The 18896-nt window shown below is 42.1% G+C and carries 11 protein-coding genes and 1 tRNA gene; 5 read left to right on the top strand and 7 right to left on the bottom strand.

Annotation, left to right across the window (positions count from 1 at the left end):
* Positions 1–354: 354 nt before the first annotated feature.
* Positions 355–3522 (top strand): TonB-dependent receptor, encoded by a 3168-nt coding sequence (locus G7074_RS09050; RefSeq protein ID WP_166208075.1) that lies wholly within the window; start codon positions 355–357, stop codon positions 3520–3522.
* A gap of 17 nt (positions 3523–3539) precedes the next feature.
* Entirely contained in the window at positions 3540–4991 is a 1452-nt protein-coding gene (locus G7074_RS09045; RefSeq protein ID WP_240916510.1) for a RagB/SusD family nutrient uptake outer membrane protein, read from the top strand.
* Between the two features lie 118 nt (positions 4992–5109).
* Here the strand turns inward: G7074_RS09045 and G7074_RS09040 are convergent, their stop codons facing one another.
* Both G7074_RS09040 and G7074_RS09035 read right to left on the bottom strand, forming a co-directional pair.
* On the bottom strand, positions 5110–5517 hold the full coding sequence (locus G7074_RS09040) for a DoxX family protein (RefSeq protein ID WP_124561010.1): 408 nt from the start codon (positions 5515–5517) through the stop codon (positions 5110–5112).
* A gap of 1 nt (position 5518) precedes the next feature.
* Complete coding sequence (locus G7074_RS09035) at positions 5519–6418, bottom strand: LD-carboxypeptidase (RefSeq protein ID WP_166208073.1); 900 nt, start codon at positions 6416–6418, stop codon at positions 5519–5521.
* Between the two features lie 40 nt (positions 6419–6458).
* On the opposite strand from G7074_RS09035, the gene metG reads away from it, so the two are divergent.
* The 3 genes from metG to G7074_RS09020 all read left to right on the top strand — a co-directional run bounded on the left by metG (position 6459) and on the right by G7074_RS09020 (position 9924).
* The gene (gene metG / locus G7074_RS09030; RefSeq protein ID WP_166208070.1) at positions 6459–8567 is read left to right on the top strand and encodes a methionine--tRNA ligase; all 2109 of its coding nucleotides are present in this window, start codon (positions 6459–6461) and stop codon (positions 8565–8567) included.
* 351 nt (positions 8568–8918) lie between these two features.
* A tRNA-Arg gene (locus tag G7074_RS09025) sits at positions 8919–8991 on the top strand.
* Between the two features lie 222 nt (positions 8992–9213).
* On the top strand, positions 9214–9924 hold the full coding sequence (locus G7074_RS09020) for a hypothetical protein (protein ID WP_124561002.1): 711 nt from the start codon (positions 9214–9216) through the stop codon (positions 9922–9924).
* A 139-nt stretch (positions 9925–10063) separates the two neighbouring features.
* Here the strand turns inward: G7074_RS09020 and G7074_RS09015 are convergent, their stop codons facing one another.
* From G7074_RS09015 to G7074_RS08995, 5 genes are all read right to left on the bottom strand, one after another.
* The gene (locus tag G7074_RS09015) at positions 10064–10528 is read right to left on the bottom strand and encodes a hypothetical protein (protein ID WP_124561001.1); all 465 of its coding nucleotides are present in this window, start codon (positions 10526–10528) and stop codon (positions 10064–10066) included.
* A gap of 54 nt (positions 10529–10582) precedes the next feature.
* A complete protein-coding gene (locus G7074_RS09010; RefSeq protein ID WP_124561000.1) occupies positions 10583–11428 on the bottom strand; it encodes a sugar phosphate isomerase/epimerase in 846 nt (281 codons plus the stop codon).
* A gap of 173 nt (positions 11429–11601) precedes the next feature.
* Positions 11602–13671 carry a sulfatase-like hydrolase/transferase gene (locus G7074_RS09005; protein WP_166208067.1) on the bottom strand — a complete coding sequence of 690 codons (2070 nt, stop codon included), beginning with the start codon at positions 13669–13671 and terminating at the stop codon, positions 11602–11604.
* Between the two features lie 90 nt (positions 13672–13761).
* A complete protein-coding gene (locus G7074_RS09000; RefSeq protein ID WP_158674075.1) occupies positions 13762–15552 on the bottom strand; it encodes a RagB/SusD family nutrient uptake outer membrane protein in 1791 nt (596 codons plus the stop codon).
* 47 nt (positions 15553–15599) lie between these two features.
* Entirely contained in the window at positions 15600–18830 is a 3231-nt protein-coding gene (locus G7074_RS08995; RefSeq protein WP_166208063.1) for a TonB-dependent receptor, read from the bottom strand.
* Between the last annotated feature and the right edge of the window lie 66 nt (positions 18831–18896).

Genomic DNA, 18896 nt, shown 5'->3' with positions numbered 1-18896 from the left:
CTTAGTTTTATATTGACAGCTTATTAACCTGAAACTAAACTAATTCATGAAAAGACTCCAACCGGAGTTGTTCGTTTTGTTGTTTGTTGCAACCGGAGCAATAACGCAATATAGAACAACTATTAGCCCAATTGCGGCCAGAGAAGATCCGTACTCTTTTTATTAACAATTAATAATTCGACTATTAAATGTAAAACAGACATTTTAAGTATGTATTATATTAATTTTTATAGCTTATAAATTATATGCTTGTAATAATAGTTAATAGTCGTTTAAGAAACATTTTTCACTCAAAAAACAGATAACAAAAACTAAAAATTTTTAAAACTATCATTAACTAAACTAAAATTTCTTATGAAAAAACTTCTACAAAGTTTGTTCATATTGCTATTTATTGCAGGTACTGCAATAGCGCAAGATCGAACAATCACAGGGACAGTTACGGGTCAGGAAGATGGGTTTCCCCTACCAGGCGTAAGTGTTAAAATTAAGGGTGCAGCAGGTGGAACGATAACCGGCGCCGATGGCAAGTATAGCATTCGTGTTTCGGGCAAAGCTACAGCACTTGAGTTTTCATTTATCGGCTACTTAAGCCAATCTAAAGCCGTTGGTGCAGGAAGCACAATTAATGTTGCTTTAGTAAGCGATTCTAAAACATTATCCGATGTGGTGGTTACCGGTTACGGGGTAACTAAAAAGAGAGACTTTACTGGTTCTGCTGCAAGCGTGAAGGGCGAAGATTTGAAGGATAAACCTGTTCAAAGTTTTGTTCAGGGTTTAACCGGACAAGCTGCAGGGGTAAGTATTATTCAACCCAATGGTTTGCTAAATAACCCACCGGTTATTCGGGTAAGGGGTGTGAGTTCGATCTCATTAAGCTCATTCCCATTAGTTGTGGTAGATGGTATTCCTTTTCCAACCAGCGATGCATCTGCAAACTCTGCTACCAACAACCCACTTGGCGATATCAATCCGGCAGATATTGAAACGATCGATATCTTAAAAGATGCGGCTTCTACGGCACTTTATGGTTCGAGAGCTGCAGCGGGTGTATTGGTAATTACCACCAAGAAAGGAAAAAGCGGTGATGCTAAAATTACTTATGATGGATGGTATGGCGTGAATAACGCTGTACGCCTGCCTGATCTATTAAATGCGCAACAATACATGGATAGCAAGAATACAGCCATTGCAAATGCCCTGGTACTAAATCCTAACGCAGTACCGGCATCGCAAAGAGATGCGAATAACAAAAGTTTCTTTCCAAGTTATAATGCTGATGGATCGTTAGTTGATACCAAATGGTACGATGAGGTTTACAGAACGGCACAATCGCAAAACCATAACGTAACTTTAAGCGGTGGTACAGCAAAAACAACTTATTATTTATCAGGAGGGCTTTCTGATCAGGATGGTTTTCTTAAAAATAATACTTTCAAAAGATATTCTGCCCGTATAAACGCTACGCATAAAGCTACCGATTGGTTAAGCTTAAGCATGAACGTTAACTACAACAACAGTATAAACAGGGCGCCTAATAGCGGCTCAGCTCCTGGCGCCGCCTTTAACTCATCAGGTTTGGGGCGTATTGCTATTGCCATTGCTCCAAACGTACCGGTTTATAATGCTGCAGGTGGTTATAACATCTCGGCCAATAACGTAGGTAATGCAGCCAACCTGATTACCAGTACCTGGGCACACCCAACAGTGCTGATTGACAAAGATGTTAACAGCTCGGAAAATAACAGGTTCTTAACTAATTTAGGAGCAGATTTTAAAATTATTGATGGTTTAAACTTCAGGTCTAATTTCTCGTGGGAAAGAGCCAATACCGAAAATATTCAGTTCTGGAATCCACTTCAGGGGGATGGATATTCGTTTAATGGTTATGCCTATAACAATACTGCCCGTAGAAATAACTGGAACTGGATTAACGCTTTACAATACCAAAAATCATTTGACGGTGTACACAATTTAAACCTGACTATCGGTAGCGACGTTCAAAATACCAGGACAGAAAACTGGGGTGCTATCCGTCAGGGATTGGGTGATCCTACTTTCTTCGATCAGTTTCAGGGTACATTTACCACAAACGTACCTGGCGGTAACAGTATCAACGAAATTGCATTTCAGGCTTACCTGGCAAGTGCAAGTTATAACTACAAAGGAAAATATTATATCAGTGGTAACTTCAGAAGAGACGGAAACTCAGCATTATCTTCTGATAATAAATGGGGTAACTTTGGTGGCGGATCTGTAGGATGGACCATCTCAGAAGAAGATTTCTTTAAAAACTCGGCACTAGGTAAAACTGTAAATTCGTTAAGAATCAGGGCAAGTTACGGTCGCGTAGGTAACGCAAATGTACCTGCATACAGCGAATATACTACTTACAGTCCAGGACTTTACGGTGTAACGCCTTTTGCATGGATTTTTGGTCAGGCGGGTAACAAAGAGCTGAAATGGGAAACCAGTAACCAGCTTGATTTTGGTTTAAACCTTGCCTTGTTCAATAACCGATTAACTTTTGAGGCCGATTATTTCAAGAAAGACATCAATAACTTATTGTTGAACGTACCTCAGGCTTTATCGAAAGGTATTCCGAACGATCCGGCCGGAACTATTCTTGCCAATGTTGGCTCGATGTACAATAAAGGCTTTGAGTTTGCATTAGGTGGTACACCTGTTAAGACAGAAAAGTTTTCGTGGACAGCCAATTTAAATTTTACCACAATTAAAAACGAAGTAACTGCTTTAGATCCTAATGTATCGCAAATTATTGGTACAACGGGAGGTTTAGAATCTGCAAGTGTTACAAGGGTTGGCGAATCAATCGGTAGTATTTATGCCGTTAAAACAAATGGTGTAAATCCGGCAAACGGACGCAGAATTTACATTAATGCTGCCGGACGTGAAGTTCAATACCAACATTTTGGTGGAGCTAATGCCTGGACTTACCTGGATGGAACGGCTGCACCATCTCCGGCTGGCGATGCTCAGGTAATTGGCGGAACTTTACCTAAATGGTATGGCGGTTTCAATAACACTTTAAACTATGGTAATTTCGATTTAAACTTCATGTTTACTTTCTCTGGTGGAAACTACATCTACAACGGTTCTCGAGCCGGTTTGTTAGATCAACGTGTTTGGAACAACTCAACAGAAGTTTTAAACGCCTGGACAACCCCAGGTCAGCAAACCAATATTCCAAGGGTAGTTTATGGCGATAACGTTTCAAACGGATCTTCATTTGCTATTGATGCGAACGTAGAGAAGGGCGATTTCTTACGTTTACAGGCAGCAACTTTGGGTTACCGCATTCCAAAAAGTGTTTTTGGTAAATCAGGTATAAACAGTGTGCGCGTTTACGCATCTGTAAATAATGCATTCCTGATTACCAACTATACTGGTGTGGATCCGGAAATATCAACCAATGGTAACAGCAACTTGGCAAGTGGTGTAGAGCGTAACTCTATCCCTCAGGGCAGGTCGTTTACATTTGGTATTAGTTTAGGTTTATAATATTAATAATCATATCCATGAAATTATTTCATATCAAAACATATAAATTGAAGTTGGCTACAGCAGCTATACTTGCAATTCCCTTAGTTGGAAGTATAGCTTCCTGCAAGAAAGAATTTTTAGAAAAGACTCCCGAACTTACCCTTCCCGATCAGGAAGCATTTGCCAACCCTACCCGGATTTTAGGACAGGTAAACGGCTTATATGTATCATCTAAATCTGGTTCTTTGTTTGGTGGCCGTTATCTGATCTACAACGATATCAGGGCAGAGGAATTTGTAAACAGGACCGGTAATGGCGTTACAGGTTATGATGTTTATCAGGGTACCAATAACTCAACCAATACCTATGTGGCGAGTTTCTTTTCGCAGGCCTATTTAACCATTAACAGGGCAAACCTTTTTCTGGATGGGCTGGCTAAAAATAGTACGGTTTTAACTCCGGCAATAAATGCGAACTATGCCGGCGAGGCTAAATTTGTTAGGGCGTTAAACTATTTCGCGCTGATACAAATTTTTGCAAAACCTTATATCGCTGATAATGGCACTTCAAGAGGTTTGCCGCTTCGTTTAACACCAGAAACATCATTGGCCAATAATGCACTTAAAAGCAGTACTGTTGCAGCAATTTACGCGCAAATCATTAAGGATCTTGATGAAGCTGAGACAGGCTTACCTGATACGTACAGCACTCCATTATTGCGCACTACGCGTGCACACAAAAATAGTGCTATTGCCCTAAAAACCCGCGTGTATTTAGCCATGGGTAACTATGCTAAGGTATTAGAAGAAGGTAATAAACTGGTTCCGCAAATTGCGCCTTTTACCAATTCGGCCAGGACGGCCCATGCCTTGCAGCCAAGTGTTGTTAGTGTTTTTCAGGCACCGTTTACTACTTCCGAATCGATATTCTCGTTCCCGATGGCCGATACCAATGCCCCTGGTACACAAAATCAACTTGGTTATTACTATAGCTGGGCTGGAAACGGAAATCTGGAGTATTCATTAAACAAAACCGGAGCTGGTATTTATGCCGATGTGGCATGGCCAACCTCTGATGCCAGAAAATCGCTTTTAACACAAGATGCAACCATTTCTGGTGTATTGCATTCTTACCCAATTAAATATGGTGCGGTATCGCCATTTACTGATTTTGTTCCAATTATCCGCTATGCCGAAGTATTGTTAAACGTTGCCGAAGCAGAAGCATTAGCCCCAGGAGGTAACCTGATACGTTCGAAAGCTTTATTGCAAGCCGTTCGTACACGTTCTGATGCCGGTTTTGTATATGGTGTATTAGTGACGCCAGCGGCATTGGAAGCAGCAATTTTAAAAGAAAGAAGAATTGAGCTTTTGGCTGAAGGTTTCAGGTATAATGATTTAGCGAGGAAAGCTGCACCACTTCCATCATTTGGAGCTGGTACCTCAATTCCCTTGCCGATCAGCGTTATACTTTCCCCATTCCTATAGGCGAGTTAAACACCAACCCATTGGTAAACACATTTTAAGCTAATATCCTTATAAAAAAGGGTTCGGAAAAATTAATCTCCGAACCCTTTTTTATAATGCATGCTGGACTATAACCCAACTATTTCTTATCCACACTATACTTGCCCGGACCAATAAAAATAAGACTGAAAAATACAATGCCCATTTCTATGGCGTGGCTGGCGCCTCCCAAACCGTCGCCTTTACCAAAATGAACCAGAGCGGCTATAATCATCGTAAATACCAGTAAAATACAGGCCGGGCGATAAAACAACCCTACTATCAGCAGAAAACCACCAAAGGTTTCGGTAGCTGCTGCCATAAAGCCCCAGAATATAGGTAAGAAATTAATCCCGATAACCTTCATGCTGCCGCCTAAGCCTGTCCAACCATCTGGTCCGCCGGCCAGTTTCGGAAAACCGTGTATAATAAACATCACCCCGATACCAAGGCGTAAAAGTAAAATTCCCGTGTTTCTGTACTTTCCTAAATTATCTAAAATAGCCATCTTATAAATATGTAAATTGAACGTTGTTTGTTTCTGCTTTTAGTTCTACCTCTGCTCCTAAAACCATACTGAGGTTATTATTAATGTGCCCAGTTGGGAAATTAAAGCAAACCGGGTAATCGTATTCCTTTACAATATCCCATATTACCTCATCGGCTGTTTGTCCGAACGAGATCTTTTCCTCTGCGATTTCGTTAAAGGCCCCTACAATCAAACCTTTCAGGTTTTTCAGTTTACCTGCCCTTTTCAGCATGCGCAACATCCGGTCGATGCTGTATTCGTGTTCCCCTATATCTTCAAGGAAAAGGATTTTGCCACCATAATCCATTTCTGAAACCGAACCCTGCATCATGGCCAGTAAGGTTAAATTACCGCCAATTAAAATACCGTCAGCTACTCCTGCCCTGTTTTTAAAGGTGCTTTGATAGGTATATTGTTGTTTCCCTCCAAATAAAGAATTCTGCAAAGCAAGTAATGCCGCTTCTGTCGAATCATCAAAAGTATAAGGCATTTGAGCATGGATACATTGCGTATTGCTTTGGGCAATCAGGTGCGAAAGCAGTACCGTAATATCGCTAAAACCAACAACCCATTTCGGGTGCTGATCAAAAGTGCTAAAATCAAGTTCATCGATAATCCGGATGGTACCATAACCACCACGGCCTGCAATAATGGCTTTGATGGATGGATCGTCTAAAAAACGCTGAATATCTTTAGCCCTTAATTTGTCTGTACCGGCAAACTGGTGATGGCTGGCATATACGCTGTCGCCCAAAATAACTTCCAGTCCCCAGCTTTCTAAAAGCGCTATGGCATGGTCAATTGGTTTGGGTAATTTCTTTGCCGGACAAACCAAGGCAATCTTATCTCCTTTTTTTAAATACGGGGGCTGCTTAATCATCTTCAAAACACTTATCTTTGCCAAATTAATAAAAATTGTTTTGGATAATAGTAAAATAAAAAGATATACCGTAACCGCGGCACTTCCATACACTAATGGACCGGTTCATATTGGGCACCTTGCCGGTGTTTACATTCCGGCCGATATTTATGCCCGTTACCTGCGGTCGAATAAACGCGATGTAAAGTTCATTTGTGGATCTGACGAAAACGGCGTACCCATTACTTTAAAGGCCAAAAGAGAAGGTATTACCCCTCAGGAAGTAGTAGATAAGTATCACAAAATTATTGGCGATTCGTTTAAGGAGTTCGGTGTTTCTTTCGATATTTACCACCGTACCTCATCTCTTACGCACCATCAAACTGCGGCCGATTTCTTCGAAACGCTTTACAAAAAAGGAGTTTTTACTGAAGAAATTACCGAGCAATATTACGATGCTACCGCAAAGCAGTTTTTGGCCGACCGTTACATTACCGGTACCTGCCCTAAGTGCGGTAACGAAAATGCTTATGGCGATCAGTGCGAAAACTGTGGTTCTACGCTTAATGCTACCGATTTAATTAATCCTAAATCGACCCTTTCGGGCGATAAACCCATTTTAAAGGAAACCAAAAACTGGTTTCTGCCCTTAGATCAGTACGAAGAACGCTTAAGAACGTATATAGAAAGCCATAAAGAATGGCGTCCGAATGTTTACGGACAATGTCAAAGCTGGTTGAATGCAGGCTTACAGCCGAGAGCCATGACCCGCGATTTAGAGTGGGGCGTACGTGTTCCATTGCGCGATGCTGAAGGTAAAGTGCTTTATGTATGGTTCGATGCCCCGATAGGTTATATTTCGGCCACTAAAGAGCTTTGTAACTATGCCAAACTGGATGTTTGGAATCCTAAAGCAGAAGAATACTACATTAGCAGCTACGAAAACGATAAATGCGGTTGGGAAGAATACTGGAAAAGTGATGAAACCAAACTGGTACACTTTATCGGTAAAGATAATATCGTTTTCCACTGTATTATTTTCCCGGCGATGTTAATGGCCCATGGCGAATATACCCTGGCTGATAATGTACCAGCTAACGAGTTTTTAAACCTCGAAGGCCAAAAAATATCGACTTCTAAAAACTGGGCGGTATGGTTAAACGAATATTTAAGAGAGTTTGAAGGGCAGCAGGATGTTTTGCGTTACGTATTAACCGCTACTGCACCCGAAACGAAGGATAACGATTTTACCTGGAAAGATTTTCAGGCCAGAAACAACAACGAACTGGTAGCCATACTGGGTAACTTTGTAAACCGTGTAGTGGTACTCACTCATAAGTATTTTGGAGGTTCAGTACCTACCTGCATGGAAATTACACCAGTAGATCAGGCGGTTATTGATGAATTGGCAGGTTATCCGGCTAAAATATCGGCTTCTATCGAAAATTACCGTTTCAGAGAGGCTTTAGCCGAAGTGATGAACGTAGCCCGTTTAGGTAATAAATACCTGGCCGAAACCGAGCCCTGGAAACTGATTAAAACCGACGAAGATCGGGTTAGGACGATTTTGAATATTGCCTTGCAAATTGCTTCCAATATCCAGATTTTAATCGAGCCGTTCTTACCTTTTACAGCCGAAAAGCTAATGAGAATGCTTAAAAACGGTGGCCACGACTGGGAAGATGCCGGATCAGTTACTTTGCTTAAACGCGGTCATGAAATTGGCGAGGCTATTTTATTGTTCGATAAAATAGAAGATGCAGCTATCGATTTCCAGATCGAGAAGTTAAACCAGAGTAAAGCCAGCAATGCTGCGGCTACGGCTGTTGCGGTACCAGCTAAAGAGAATATCCAGTTCGATGATTTCTCTGCTATGGATATCCGTGTAGCCACTATTGTAGCCGCCGAAAAGGTAGAAAAAACCAAAAAGCTGTTAAAGCTGACTGTTAATACTGGTATTGACGAACGTATAGTTGTATCGGGCATAGCTGAATATTATAAACCCGAAGATATTGTTGGTAAGCAGGTAAGCATGATTGTTAACCTGGCACCACGCGAAATTAAAGGGATTTTATCGCAGGGCATGATCTTAATGGCCGAAAATGCCGAAGGTAAGTTAACTTTCGTAGCACCAGCCGAAAAGTTTCAGGAAGGTAGCGTAATTAGATAAGTTCGGTATCCGTATATTTCATTATGATAGCCGTTATCTCGACTGGAGCGCAGCGAAACGGAGAGATCTTTAAAATAGATTTAGCTTCGCTGAGCACTGCTTGGTTCTCGAATCCGTTGCACTTCGCTCGAAATGACGATAAATCTTGTCGTTAACCATAAAGCCGTACCAACATAGAATCTCAGCTTTGTATTAAACAGGAATTAGGAAGGCATTTTGAGGGGGATTTATCAGTGCCAAAGCAGAAAAGCTCCAATAAGTTTGAGTCTTCAATGCCGCCAAACATTTTGAAATATACCCATGTCAGGTAAAAAGTTTTATTATATTTGCGCCGTTGTTCAATAACAGTACTGGCCCCGTAGTTCAACGGATAGAATAGAAGTTTCCTAAACTTTAGATAGCAGTTCGATTCTGCTCGGGCTACAGAGGAATAAGCTTATCGAAAGATAGGCTTATTTAGTTTTAAGGCTTTTAGGCTAACACAATTCGCCAGCACAGTAGCAGCTCAATCGAGTCAGAGACTCGTATCTATTAGCTAATCCGTAGAACTCCTACGGAACTCTACGGACAGTTGGTTCATATACATAAAAAGATTATTTAGAAACCTTTAAAGGGAAATACAGAGAGTTTTATGTTATTTAGTAATATGATTAAAACCTTCTCATTTTTACTCTTTTCGCTTACAGTTTTTATTTCATTCTCTGGATGTAAATACGGTAAGGCACACATTCAGAAGCAGGATATTAAAGAATTCGAAGGAATAATAACTTACCACGAAATTTTAAAAAACAGAGATAGCTTATTGAATGTGGACGATACGGTAAAAGTCTTCTATGCTCATGGAAATTATGTTGGTGTACACTCAGAAGGATCGGAAAAGTTCCATTTGGTTAAAGATTATTATTTTGAAGATAAGCCTTTAAGGCTATTACTTTTTAACAACTCAGATACACTGTATCAAATGAGTTTAAATTTTCCAATCGAAAAACTGGAGCGTTTCAAAGTAACCAAAATAAACAATCAGGTACTTTCAAAGCAATGCGAACGCATTGATCTCAACACCAGTTATGCAGAAAATGATTCTGTTACATACTCAGATTTTAGTTTCATATTTTCAAGGGGTTATTTAAATGTCAAGAAAGAACATTTCAAGAACTGGAATCTTGGGTACTTTAATAAAGTTGTAAATGAATGTGGAACACTCTACTTAAGTTTTAAAGCAGTTCATTTTGACAGTTCGTATAAGAATATCTTATCAGTTAAAACCTACGACATTATATCTGTAAAAGAACAACCTGTAGATCCTAAAATATTTGAAATAGATCCCTCAAAGATTAAATCGCTAAATAATAGGTAAGTGCCAAACGATGTTAATCAAACTGGAAAATATATGCACTTGGCGATTATCACCTTCAATAGTATCTCAATCAGGCCAGAGACTCGTATCTATTAGTTAATCCGTAGAACTCCTGTGGAACTCTACGGACAATTGGTGACTAGTGCTTTTCATCTTCAATTGATGTTTTAAGCTTTAGCAATTCTTCTTTTGTAAACTTCCCTGCCAGGCTTATTTTGTTTCCTGAAAATTCACCAAAGATGGTTACGACTTGAATAAGTTTGTTATTTATTATAAGTCCCATTTGCCTATTCGTATTAAAACCCGAGGATAATGATCCAAGTTTTGAACTTGCATCACTATCTAAGGTGAAGTTTAATATTGGATTATTCCTGTTGCCATATCTTTCCATGGCGACCTCCATATGTGCTATACTTTTTACCGATATAAATATCTCCTTTTCAATCATATAGACTTTATCAGATTTATTCAATTTAATTGAAGTAGAAGTTTTATTATCCGTTATCAGGTACCATCCAGATTGTAACTTGTTTTTAGGAACGTCACTTAGGGCATTACCAAAAGAGATAATTAGAATTAAGATAGTGTTTACGAGAGCTTTCATAAGCCGAGTACAGTTAGTTAGGAATGTTTATAATGGTATACTTTACAAACCCCACTAGCGTGTAGCATCGCAAACCCCCTTAAAATAACCCACAGATTCAGCTATTCCTGCTAATGGGTCTTTCATGTCTTTTTCGTATTCTAAACTACATGAACCTTTATAATTAACTTTTCTCAGCATTCTTACAAAGGCGGGGATATCAATTACACCGCGACCGAGTTCGCAAGTAGTACCTTCGTTTGTGGCTGCGGTTACATTCTTTAAATGCATATCAAAAATCCGTTTCGAGAACTTCTGAAGGTCTGCAACCGAATCCCGCCCGTCTCTTTTGTTATGCCCCATATCAAAGCAGATCCCCACACGTTGATCGAGGTTTTTAATCAGGTTATAAATGCTTTCTGCATTGGGATATAGTTTATCCTGGGGACCATGGTTATGAATGGCATAGCGAATATTGTATTCTTTTGTCTTTTGGGCAACATATTCCAGGTCGGCATGGGCCGGAATTCCGATCAGCAAATCGACACCTACCCGTTTGGCATAATCGAATGCATTATCAATCTCTTCTTTGTTCTTGGTGTATATGGGCCCAACGGCATATCCTACCACGTTATTGTCTTTAAGTTTAGCGTGAAAGGCTGCAATTTCTGCTGCTGTACTTTTAAAAGGCAAATGAAAATCTTTAATACAGAGGTATCGCACATCAACCTTTTTCATCATCTTAAGCGATTCTTCCAGGTTAAAATTCAGAAAGCTATAGCCCGCAATAGCTAATTTAAAACTGTCTTCCCCAGCCGCACTGTGGCTATCGGGTTCAGCGAAAACAGAGGGGATGTTGATTAGTGTTGCTGCAGTTATGCCTAATATTCCTTTTTGTAAAAAAAATCTTCTTGTTGTCATCTTAAAATTTTATCAGTTCATTAAAGTTAAGATAAATTGATATAGTTGAGCTTCACCGAAGGAAATGTTACAAAGTTGGTTCATTAGTGGGGATGTTTGATAGTTAATGGCTCATGGTTAATGGCCAATAGTTCAAAGCCCCATCATCCATCTTCCCTTTTCCATCCCTTAGCCTAGTACACTGCGTTCTCTCCGCTCAAACTATGCCATACGCCATCTTCGCCTTTAAACTCTAATTTGAGGCTATTATTGGTGCCTTTTAAGGCATAAATGCTAAGCGGATGATAACCTGCTTCAAGGCTAACTGTTTTTTCGATTTCCTTACCGCTGGTATAACCAAAATCGGCATCCAGCAGGTTAATCTGGTGGAGCTTTACAAAAGCTTTGCCTGCTGTACTTAACCTAAAGGTGTAAGTGCCTTTTTTATCGATCTTAAACAGGGTTTGATATTGAATCATTCCTTTATTTTTAGCCGTAACGGTAGCCAGCGATTGAACTACTCCGCTTGCTGCGGGTTTCGATTGGTTTGAAACCGATACATAGTGGAAGTTGCCCGGGAAGAACGACCATTTTAAACCTGGTTTGGTACTTTTAGGCATTTGTACACCCGGAATGGCAATACTATCATAAGGGCGTTTCGCTTCCTGATCCATCATCCGCAATTGTAGTGCCCTGTTACGGAACTGGTTCTGTAGCCCGCTTAAATCTGTATTTTTAGCCAGGTTATTGGTCTGTTTAGGGTCTTTAACCACATTGTAGATTTCAAAATCATCGGCTGCCGATTTAATGTTGTAGCGTACACCTACTAAATCGCCAATTCTTACCATCTGCATCTGGTTGCGTTTGCGGCTGGCATGGTTAGCTTCGAACTGACTAAATGCAGGGGTGCTGCCCGACTCGAAATACTCTACATATACGTTGCCTGCTATTTGTTTGCCCGCATTGGTTAAAGATGGCACCAGCGATACACCGGTAACGCGCGCCGGAATGGGCGCTCCTGCAGCATCTGCAAAAGTAGGTAACCAATCTGATAGCATAGAGGGGATATTCACCACCTTACCCGCTGGGATACGTTTAGGCCAGGCAATAACCGAAGGCATACGCAAACCACCTTCCCAGCAATCGCGTTTTATGCCATCAAAAGGGCCGTAGCTCTCAAAAAAAGTAGGGTGGTTAGGCACATATTGCTTAGGCAGGTACGATTCTATCGATGGGCCATTATCAGAGGTAAACACGATAATGGTATTGTCGGCGATTTTAAGGTCTGATAGTAAGGCACGGATATCACCTATTGCATCGTCCAATCGCCTTACAGCCGTTGCATATCTTTTATAGGTATCTGGCCAGGGCTTATTTGGGGTACCCGGATCGCGGTCATCATCGTAAGTGGCATTAGCATAATCGGGATGGGTATAGCTATCGACCGTACCCGAAGCCGAATTAATCATATTCCCTTTCTGGTTAAGCCATTGCAAACCGCCATTCAGGCCTCCTCCTTTGGGGTAGCTTTGTGTGGGCAGTTCTAACACGGCATGTGGCGCATCGTAAGCCAGGTACATAAAAAAAGGTTGCTTAGCCTGATGCTGCTTTTCGAAGCCGATAATATAATCTTTGGCTTTTGCTGTCCAAAGGTCGGTGGTGTAGCATTTCTGCAAATCTGCCGATACCTCGGTGTAGTTATTCCAGACTTCTTTTTTACCCCGATAAACACCTTCAACAGGGTAGTGCTCGTGGCCATCGGCATGGCGCATATAACCATAGTACTGGTCGAAACCTCTTTTTAACGGATGGGCAGGCCAGTTGGGGCGCTGCTTTTCATCAGTTCCCTGCAAACCCCATTTCCCAATAGCAACGGTGGCATAACCTGCATCTTTGAGTACGGTGGCCATGGTGTGGTTATTTTCGAGGGCCTTATCAAACTGGTTATCCCTGATGTGGGCATTGCCCTGGTTTACCCCTGTAAGCAGCGAAGCCCGCGAAGGTGCACAAACCGGTGCATTGGCATATTGTTGACTAAGCACCGCTCCTGCCCGTGCCATGGCATCGAGGTTAGGCGTAACCAATGCCGGCAGGTTTTTATCTTTCTGGTTCTGAAAAAGCACACCCAAATCGCCATAGCCCAAATCATCAACCAAAACATAGATGATGTTTGGTTTTTGCTGGGCATTTACTGCTGAAACTGATATGGTGCACCACAAAATTAGGAGGGTATACCTGAGGATGTTTCTTTTGCTGCTTTTCATAAGGGAGGATCGGGATTATATTGGTTTGAGGTAATTCAAACAACAGGAGCCTTTAGCAAGCTCCTATTGTTGGGTTAAGTATTTAAACTGTTATTTCCAGCCGGGGTTTTGTACAATTTTAGGATTAAGCACTATTTGATTAGATGGAATGGGATAAAGGTAATAATAATCGGGAAAAGTGCCCGGAGGTACTCCTAAATAAGAAATGTAGCCTGCCGATGCCCCGTTCTGGATTGGTATAATGCTATTGGTTGGTACATCTACACCTTTAGTGAGGTAACGGCCTAGTTTTTCTTTCATGGCATATTCCATTTTTTTCCACCTGCGCAGGTCGTCAAACCTAAAGCCTTCGCCCACCAGTTCTACTGCCCTTTCGCGCCTAATCTCCCACAAAATAGGGTTTATACTTTGGTCGCGGGTTGGATCGACTGCTATTGCGCTTAAATTTAAGGCGGCTACTGCTCCCCTTGCCCTCAGTTTATTTATGGTGGCATCTGCTACGGCCTGGCTAAAAGTGCCCAGTTCGTAAGTAGCTTCGGCATGGTTGGCCAAAACCTCGCCCATTCTAAACAGCGGACAATCACTAATGTCTTGCCCCTGGGCATCCTGTACCTGCTGGTTGTAATATTTATAAAACCTGTAACCTGTATAGGTAACCGAGTAAGGCTGGCCGTTCGGGAAATCTACATAGTGTGGTTCCTGTCTTACCACAAAGCCATTCCAGTTGCGGGTTGGCAATGTTTTGTGCGTACCATCCGAAATGGCCTGCATTAAACCAAAGTACGAGGTATCAACCGGGTTGGTGGTATAGGTAAAGGTAAGGCTGGGCGGATTGGTATTTACATTAAAGGGCGGTGGCACGCAATAATACAAACGTCTGTCTCTATTCCTGAATTCGGTAAAGGGCGATTTATCTCCCTGAAACAGTTGGCTTGTAAAACGGGTTTCGCCATCTTTCATTAAAAACATATCAGCAGCAGCTTTAGTCAGGTCGTAACGGCCCGATGAATTGCGGGTTTGGGTAGATTGGCTGTGGGTAATCTGATTGGCTACATAGGCTTTGTACAAGATGATTCCAGGCGCTCCTGCTAACGATACGCTGTTAAAATCGAGGTCGTAGTTGGTGTTTAGTGTTGGGTAAGTAACCATCAGTTTGGTAGAAGCATCTACACTGGCCTGTAAATAGGTGTTGGCGCCACTTAAACCGTGGTATTTGCGCCAGGTACCTTCTCTTAAGCCAAAGCGCGAAAGGAGTGCCCTAACGGCATGCACTGTAATGGTATTATCGCCGTCGCCGTTTTTTAAGTTTGCCTCGGCGTATTGCAGGTCTTTTAAAATGTTGGCCGCTACTACATCCCGTGTGGTACGTGGCATGCTCAATTCTTCGGATTTATCGTTTAAAGCATGTTCGGTGTAAGGCACATCGCCATACAGGTTAAGGAGGGTAATGTAGTTGTAAGCCCTGAAAAAATAGCCAATACAACGCCAGTGATCTTTATCTGCTGCATTTAGTGTAGATTGATCAATATTATCCAGCATCAGATTAATGGTGCGGATATTGGCATAAGGCCTGGAGTACGAATCGGAAGATGAAGGAATGGTAACCTGTTGCCAGATCCATTGCGACTGCCCGTTCGGATTTGCCCGTGCAAACATATCGCTGTTTAGCTCGTCTTCCAGCATATCGTTGGTATAGCCATTAAAGGCGTTGTAAAACTGCCATGAATAGGTTAAAAAGCCATTGTAATCAGATAGGGTATTCTCGAGGGTTAGCTGACCTTCGGGTTTAAGCGCTAACTTATTGCAGCCCATTATTGCAGCCAAAATGCCGCATAACATCAGGTGCTTAATATTGGTTAGGGATATGATAGGGGTTTTCATAAATTTTTCTTTAAGGTTTGTACCTTGTTTATTCGTTTTTACCGACATTAGAAGCTAATGTTGGCACCAAAACTGTATTTTTTAATAAAGGGATAAATACCGCCGCTGCCCAGGTTAGTTGCTTCAGCATCCAGTCCTTCGGGCAGGTGATCGAGCGTAATCAGGTTCTCGCCCGAGAAGAAGATTCTGGCCTTCATCTTATCCTTTAACCATTTGGCTGGTAGTGTATAGCCTAACGAAACATTTTTTAAGCGGATATAAGCACCGTTCGATAAATATTTGGTTTGTACCATGCGGCTGGTGCCGGTATTGCCCGATGCGTTTGAATATGATCTTGGGTAAAAAGCATTGGTATTGGTAGGTGTCCAGTAATCGAGCTGATGGGCATAAATACCGCTAAACTGATCCAGGTAAGGGAAATAAACCTGGTTGCTGATCCAGATGTCGCGTTTGCCCACGCCGTTAACGAAGAAAGAGAAGTCGAAATTTTTGTAAGCAGCATTACCATTAAAGCCAAACTGGAACCTGCGGTTGCTGTTACCGATAATGCTGCGGTCGCCAGGGTTGGCCAGGGTATTGTTACCTGTAAAAATGGTGCCATCGTTATTTAAATCAACAAAGCGAATGTCGCCCGGGTTTTGATTCACTCCACGGTAAGGCGCTATGCCCGGCTGCAGTGTTCCGTTTTGCAGGTTGGCATTAAGCGTTCCGGCAGCAAAATCGCCTGTTCCGAAGTAGCCCTGGGTAACGTAGCCCCATATGTCGCCAATTTTCTGCCCAATAAAATAATTGGAGATGGTTCCATCGGCATTAAAATTCAGTAAACCGCTCGGGTTATTGTAATTGGTAATGTAGGCCTGGTTATTAGATACATTAAAGTTAACCGAATATTTGAATTCGTTTATCTTATCGTTCCAGCCTAGGTTAAGTTCCCAGCCTTTTACTTTTAAATCGGCTACGTTTTGTAAAGGCGCAGCAGTACCCAGTATAGCCGAGAGTTCGTTGCTTGGTGCCAACATACCGAGTGTTTTGCGGATATAGGCATCGAACGATCCGGTTAAGCGATTGTTAAGGAAACCAAAATCGAGGCCGATGTTTGAGGTTTGCACGCGCTCCCAGGTAAAGCTGGCACTTACCAGTGCAGGTGGCGGTACAGTAACCCGCAGTACACCGGTTATCGGATCAATCCAGGTAGAGTTAGTTGGCGAAGAAGCGGGGATGTAAGGGTAATAATTCTGATCGCCATTTGATTTTAGTACTACCTGGTTGCCAATCTCCCCGTACGACGCCCTTATTTTCAGGGCTGTAACCGTTGTTTTAATGTTTTTCATAAACGATTCGCCCATGATGTTCCAGCCGGCAGAGAACGAAGGGAAAAAGCCAAAGCGGCTACCTGAAGGAAAGCGCGAAGAACCATCGTAACGCCCTGTGGCTTCAAACAAATAACGGCCATCGTAATTGTAGTTTATGCGGCCAAAATAACCGGAAACGGCAAACGAAGAAAAAGCATCGGCACTGGTAATGTTGCCTGTACTGCCCGAAATGGATGGCGAGCTCTGGCTGATTACCCCTAACCTGTTAACCTCAAAGCTGTTTTCGGTGTTTTTCTCTTGGTTGGTACCCAGTACCGCATCCAGGTTGTGCTTTTGCCCTAATACGGTACTGTAATTGGCGTAAACGTTTACTGCATTGTAGTTTACTCCATTGTTGTAGCGGTTATAGCTGGAGTTTACACTAATGGGCGATACGGTAAAGTTTAGCGGGTTAATGTATTGGTTTACGGTAGTTTGTATGGTGCGGTTGGTATTAACCTGGTTAAACGTGTATTCGGCGTTCAGTTTCAGGCCGGTGGCAATGTTGTACTGTAATTTGCCAAATAACCTTAAGTTGTTGTCTTTGTTAATGTTGTAAGGCTCTTTATCTAAAATGTTATTTGGGGTATTGTAGGGTAACGATGTGCCGTTTGGCGCAATGCCGTAACCTGTTGGCGCATAAGGACCAAAAGTAATGGCATTATAAAAAAGGCCATTGTAATCTCTGGGTGTGTTTCTAACCGAGTTATAATAAAGCACATTAATGCTGGCAATTAATTTCGAAGTGAGGTTGGTATTCAGGTAGGCGTTCAGGTTATAGCGGGTAAAAGCATCTGATTTGGTGGCTATAATCCCATCCTGGTTGGTGTAACCGGTTGATACCCTGAAATTCGATTTTTCAGAGCCTCCGCTAAACGAGAGGTTGTGAAGCTGCTCAAAGCCGCCCGGCATAAAAGACTGGTACAAATCGCTCTGTGCCAAAGGGTACTGAATACCACCTTGCGTGGCAATACCCGATGACGGAAACTGACCGGGGTTTTGCTGATATTGTTGCAATAAACCCTGCCAGGTAGCTACATTTTGCCCTGCCCAGTAAGAGGTGGTACCAAAATCGCTAAGCGCCTGTACAAACTCGCTTACGGTTGTTTTTTTTGGTAAAGTGCTCGGCTTGGTATTGGCCAGGTTACCCGAATATTCGAATTTAATGGGTTGGTTGCGGCCGCCTTGCTTGGTGGTAATTAATATTACCCCAAATGCTGCACGCGCTCCATAAATAGATGATGCTGATGCATCTTTGAGTACGGTTACAGAAGCAATGTCTTTCGGATTAATATCATCCATATCCATAGCCACATTATCAACCAATACCAAAGGCGAACCGCCGTTAATTGAGGTAAAACCCCTGATGTTTAAATTGCTTCTAACCCCTGGCTGACCGCTGTTGGTGGTTACCTGTAAACCTGGCGATGCACCCTGCAAAATTTGCGAGGTACTGGTTACCGGGCGTTCGCCCAATATCTCGTCCATTTTAACGGTAGCCACGGCTCCGGTTAAATTTACTTTTTTCTGTGTGCCAAAGCCCACTACTACCACATCCTGCAGTGCGCTGTTTTCTTCTTTCAGTTTAACGGTAATGGTAATCTGCTCTCCGGCTTTAAGGCTGTAGCCGCTCATGGTTTGGGTTTCGTAACCTACCGAGCGGATAATGAAGCTGTACGAGCCTGCAGGCAGTGCTTTAAACTGAAAAATACCATCCGGATCGGTCTGTGTATTGAGTAAAGCTCCGCCATTCAGGTTTTTGGCCGAAACGGATACGCCGGGTAGCGGAAGGTTCTTCTCGTCGGTAACCAAACCTTTTACCGTAGTGGTTTGCTGTGCAATAACAGGGTGGCCTATTAACAAACAGAGCAGTAAAATGGCCCCTGCAATGAGCGGATGTTTAATTTTGGAGTAGTTTATTTTCATATTTTAGTTATTTGGTTTTTTAGGCAATACAAATCCTGCGCAGTATTGCTGCGGGATATTGGTGAT

Origin of the sequence: Pedobacter sp. HDW13 (assembly GCF_011303555.1) — a bacterium.
In the GTDB taxonomy this organism is placed as follows: domain Bacteria; phylum Bacteroidota; class Bacteroidia; order Sphingobacteriales; family Sphingobacteriaceae; genus Pedobacter.
This window is presented reverse-complemented; position numbering and strand designations above follow the sequence as displayed.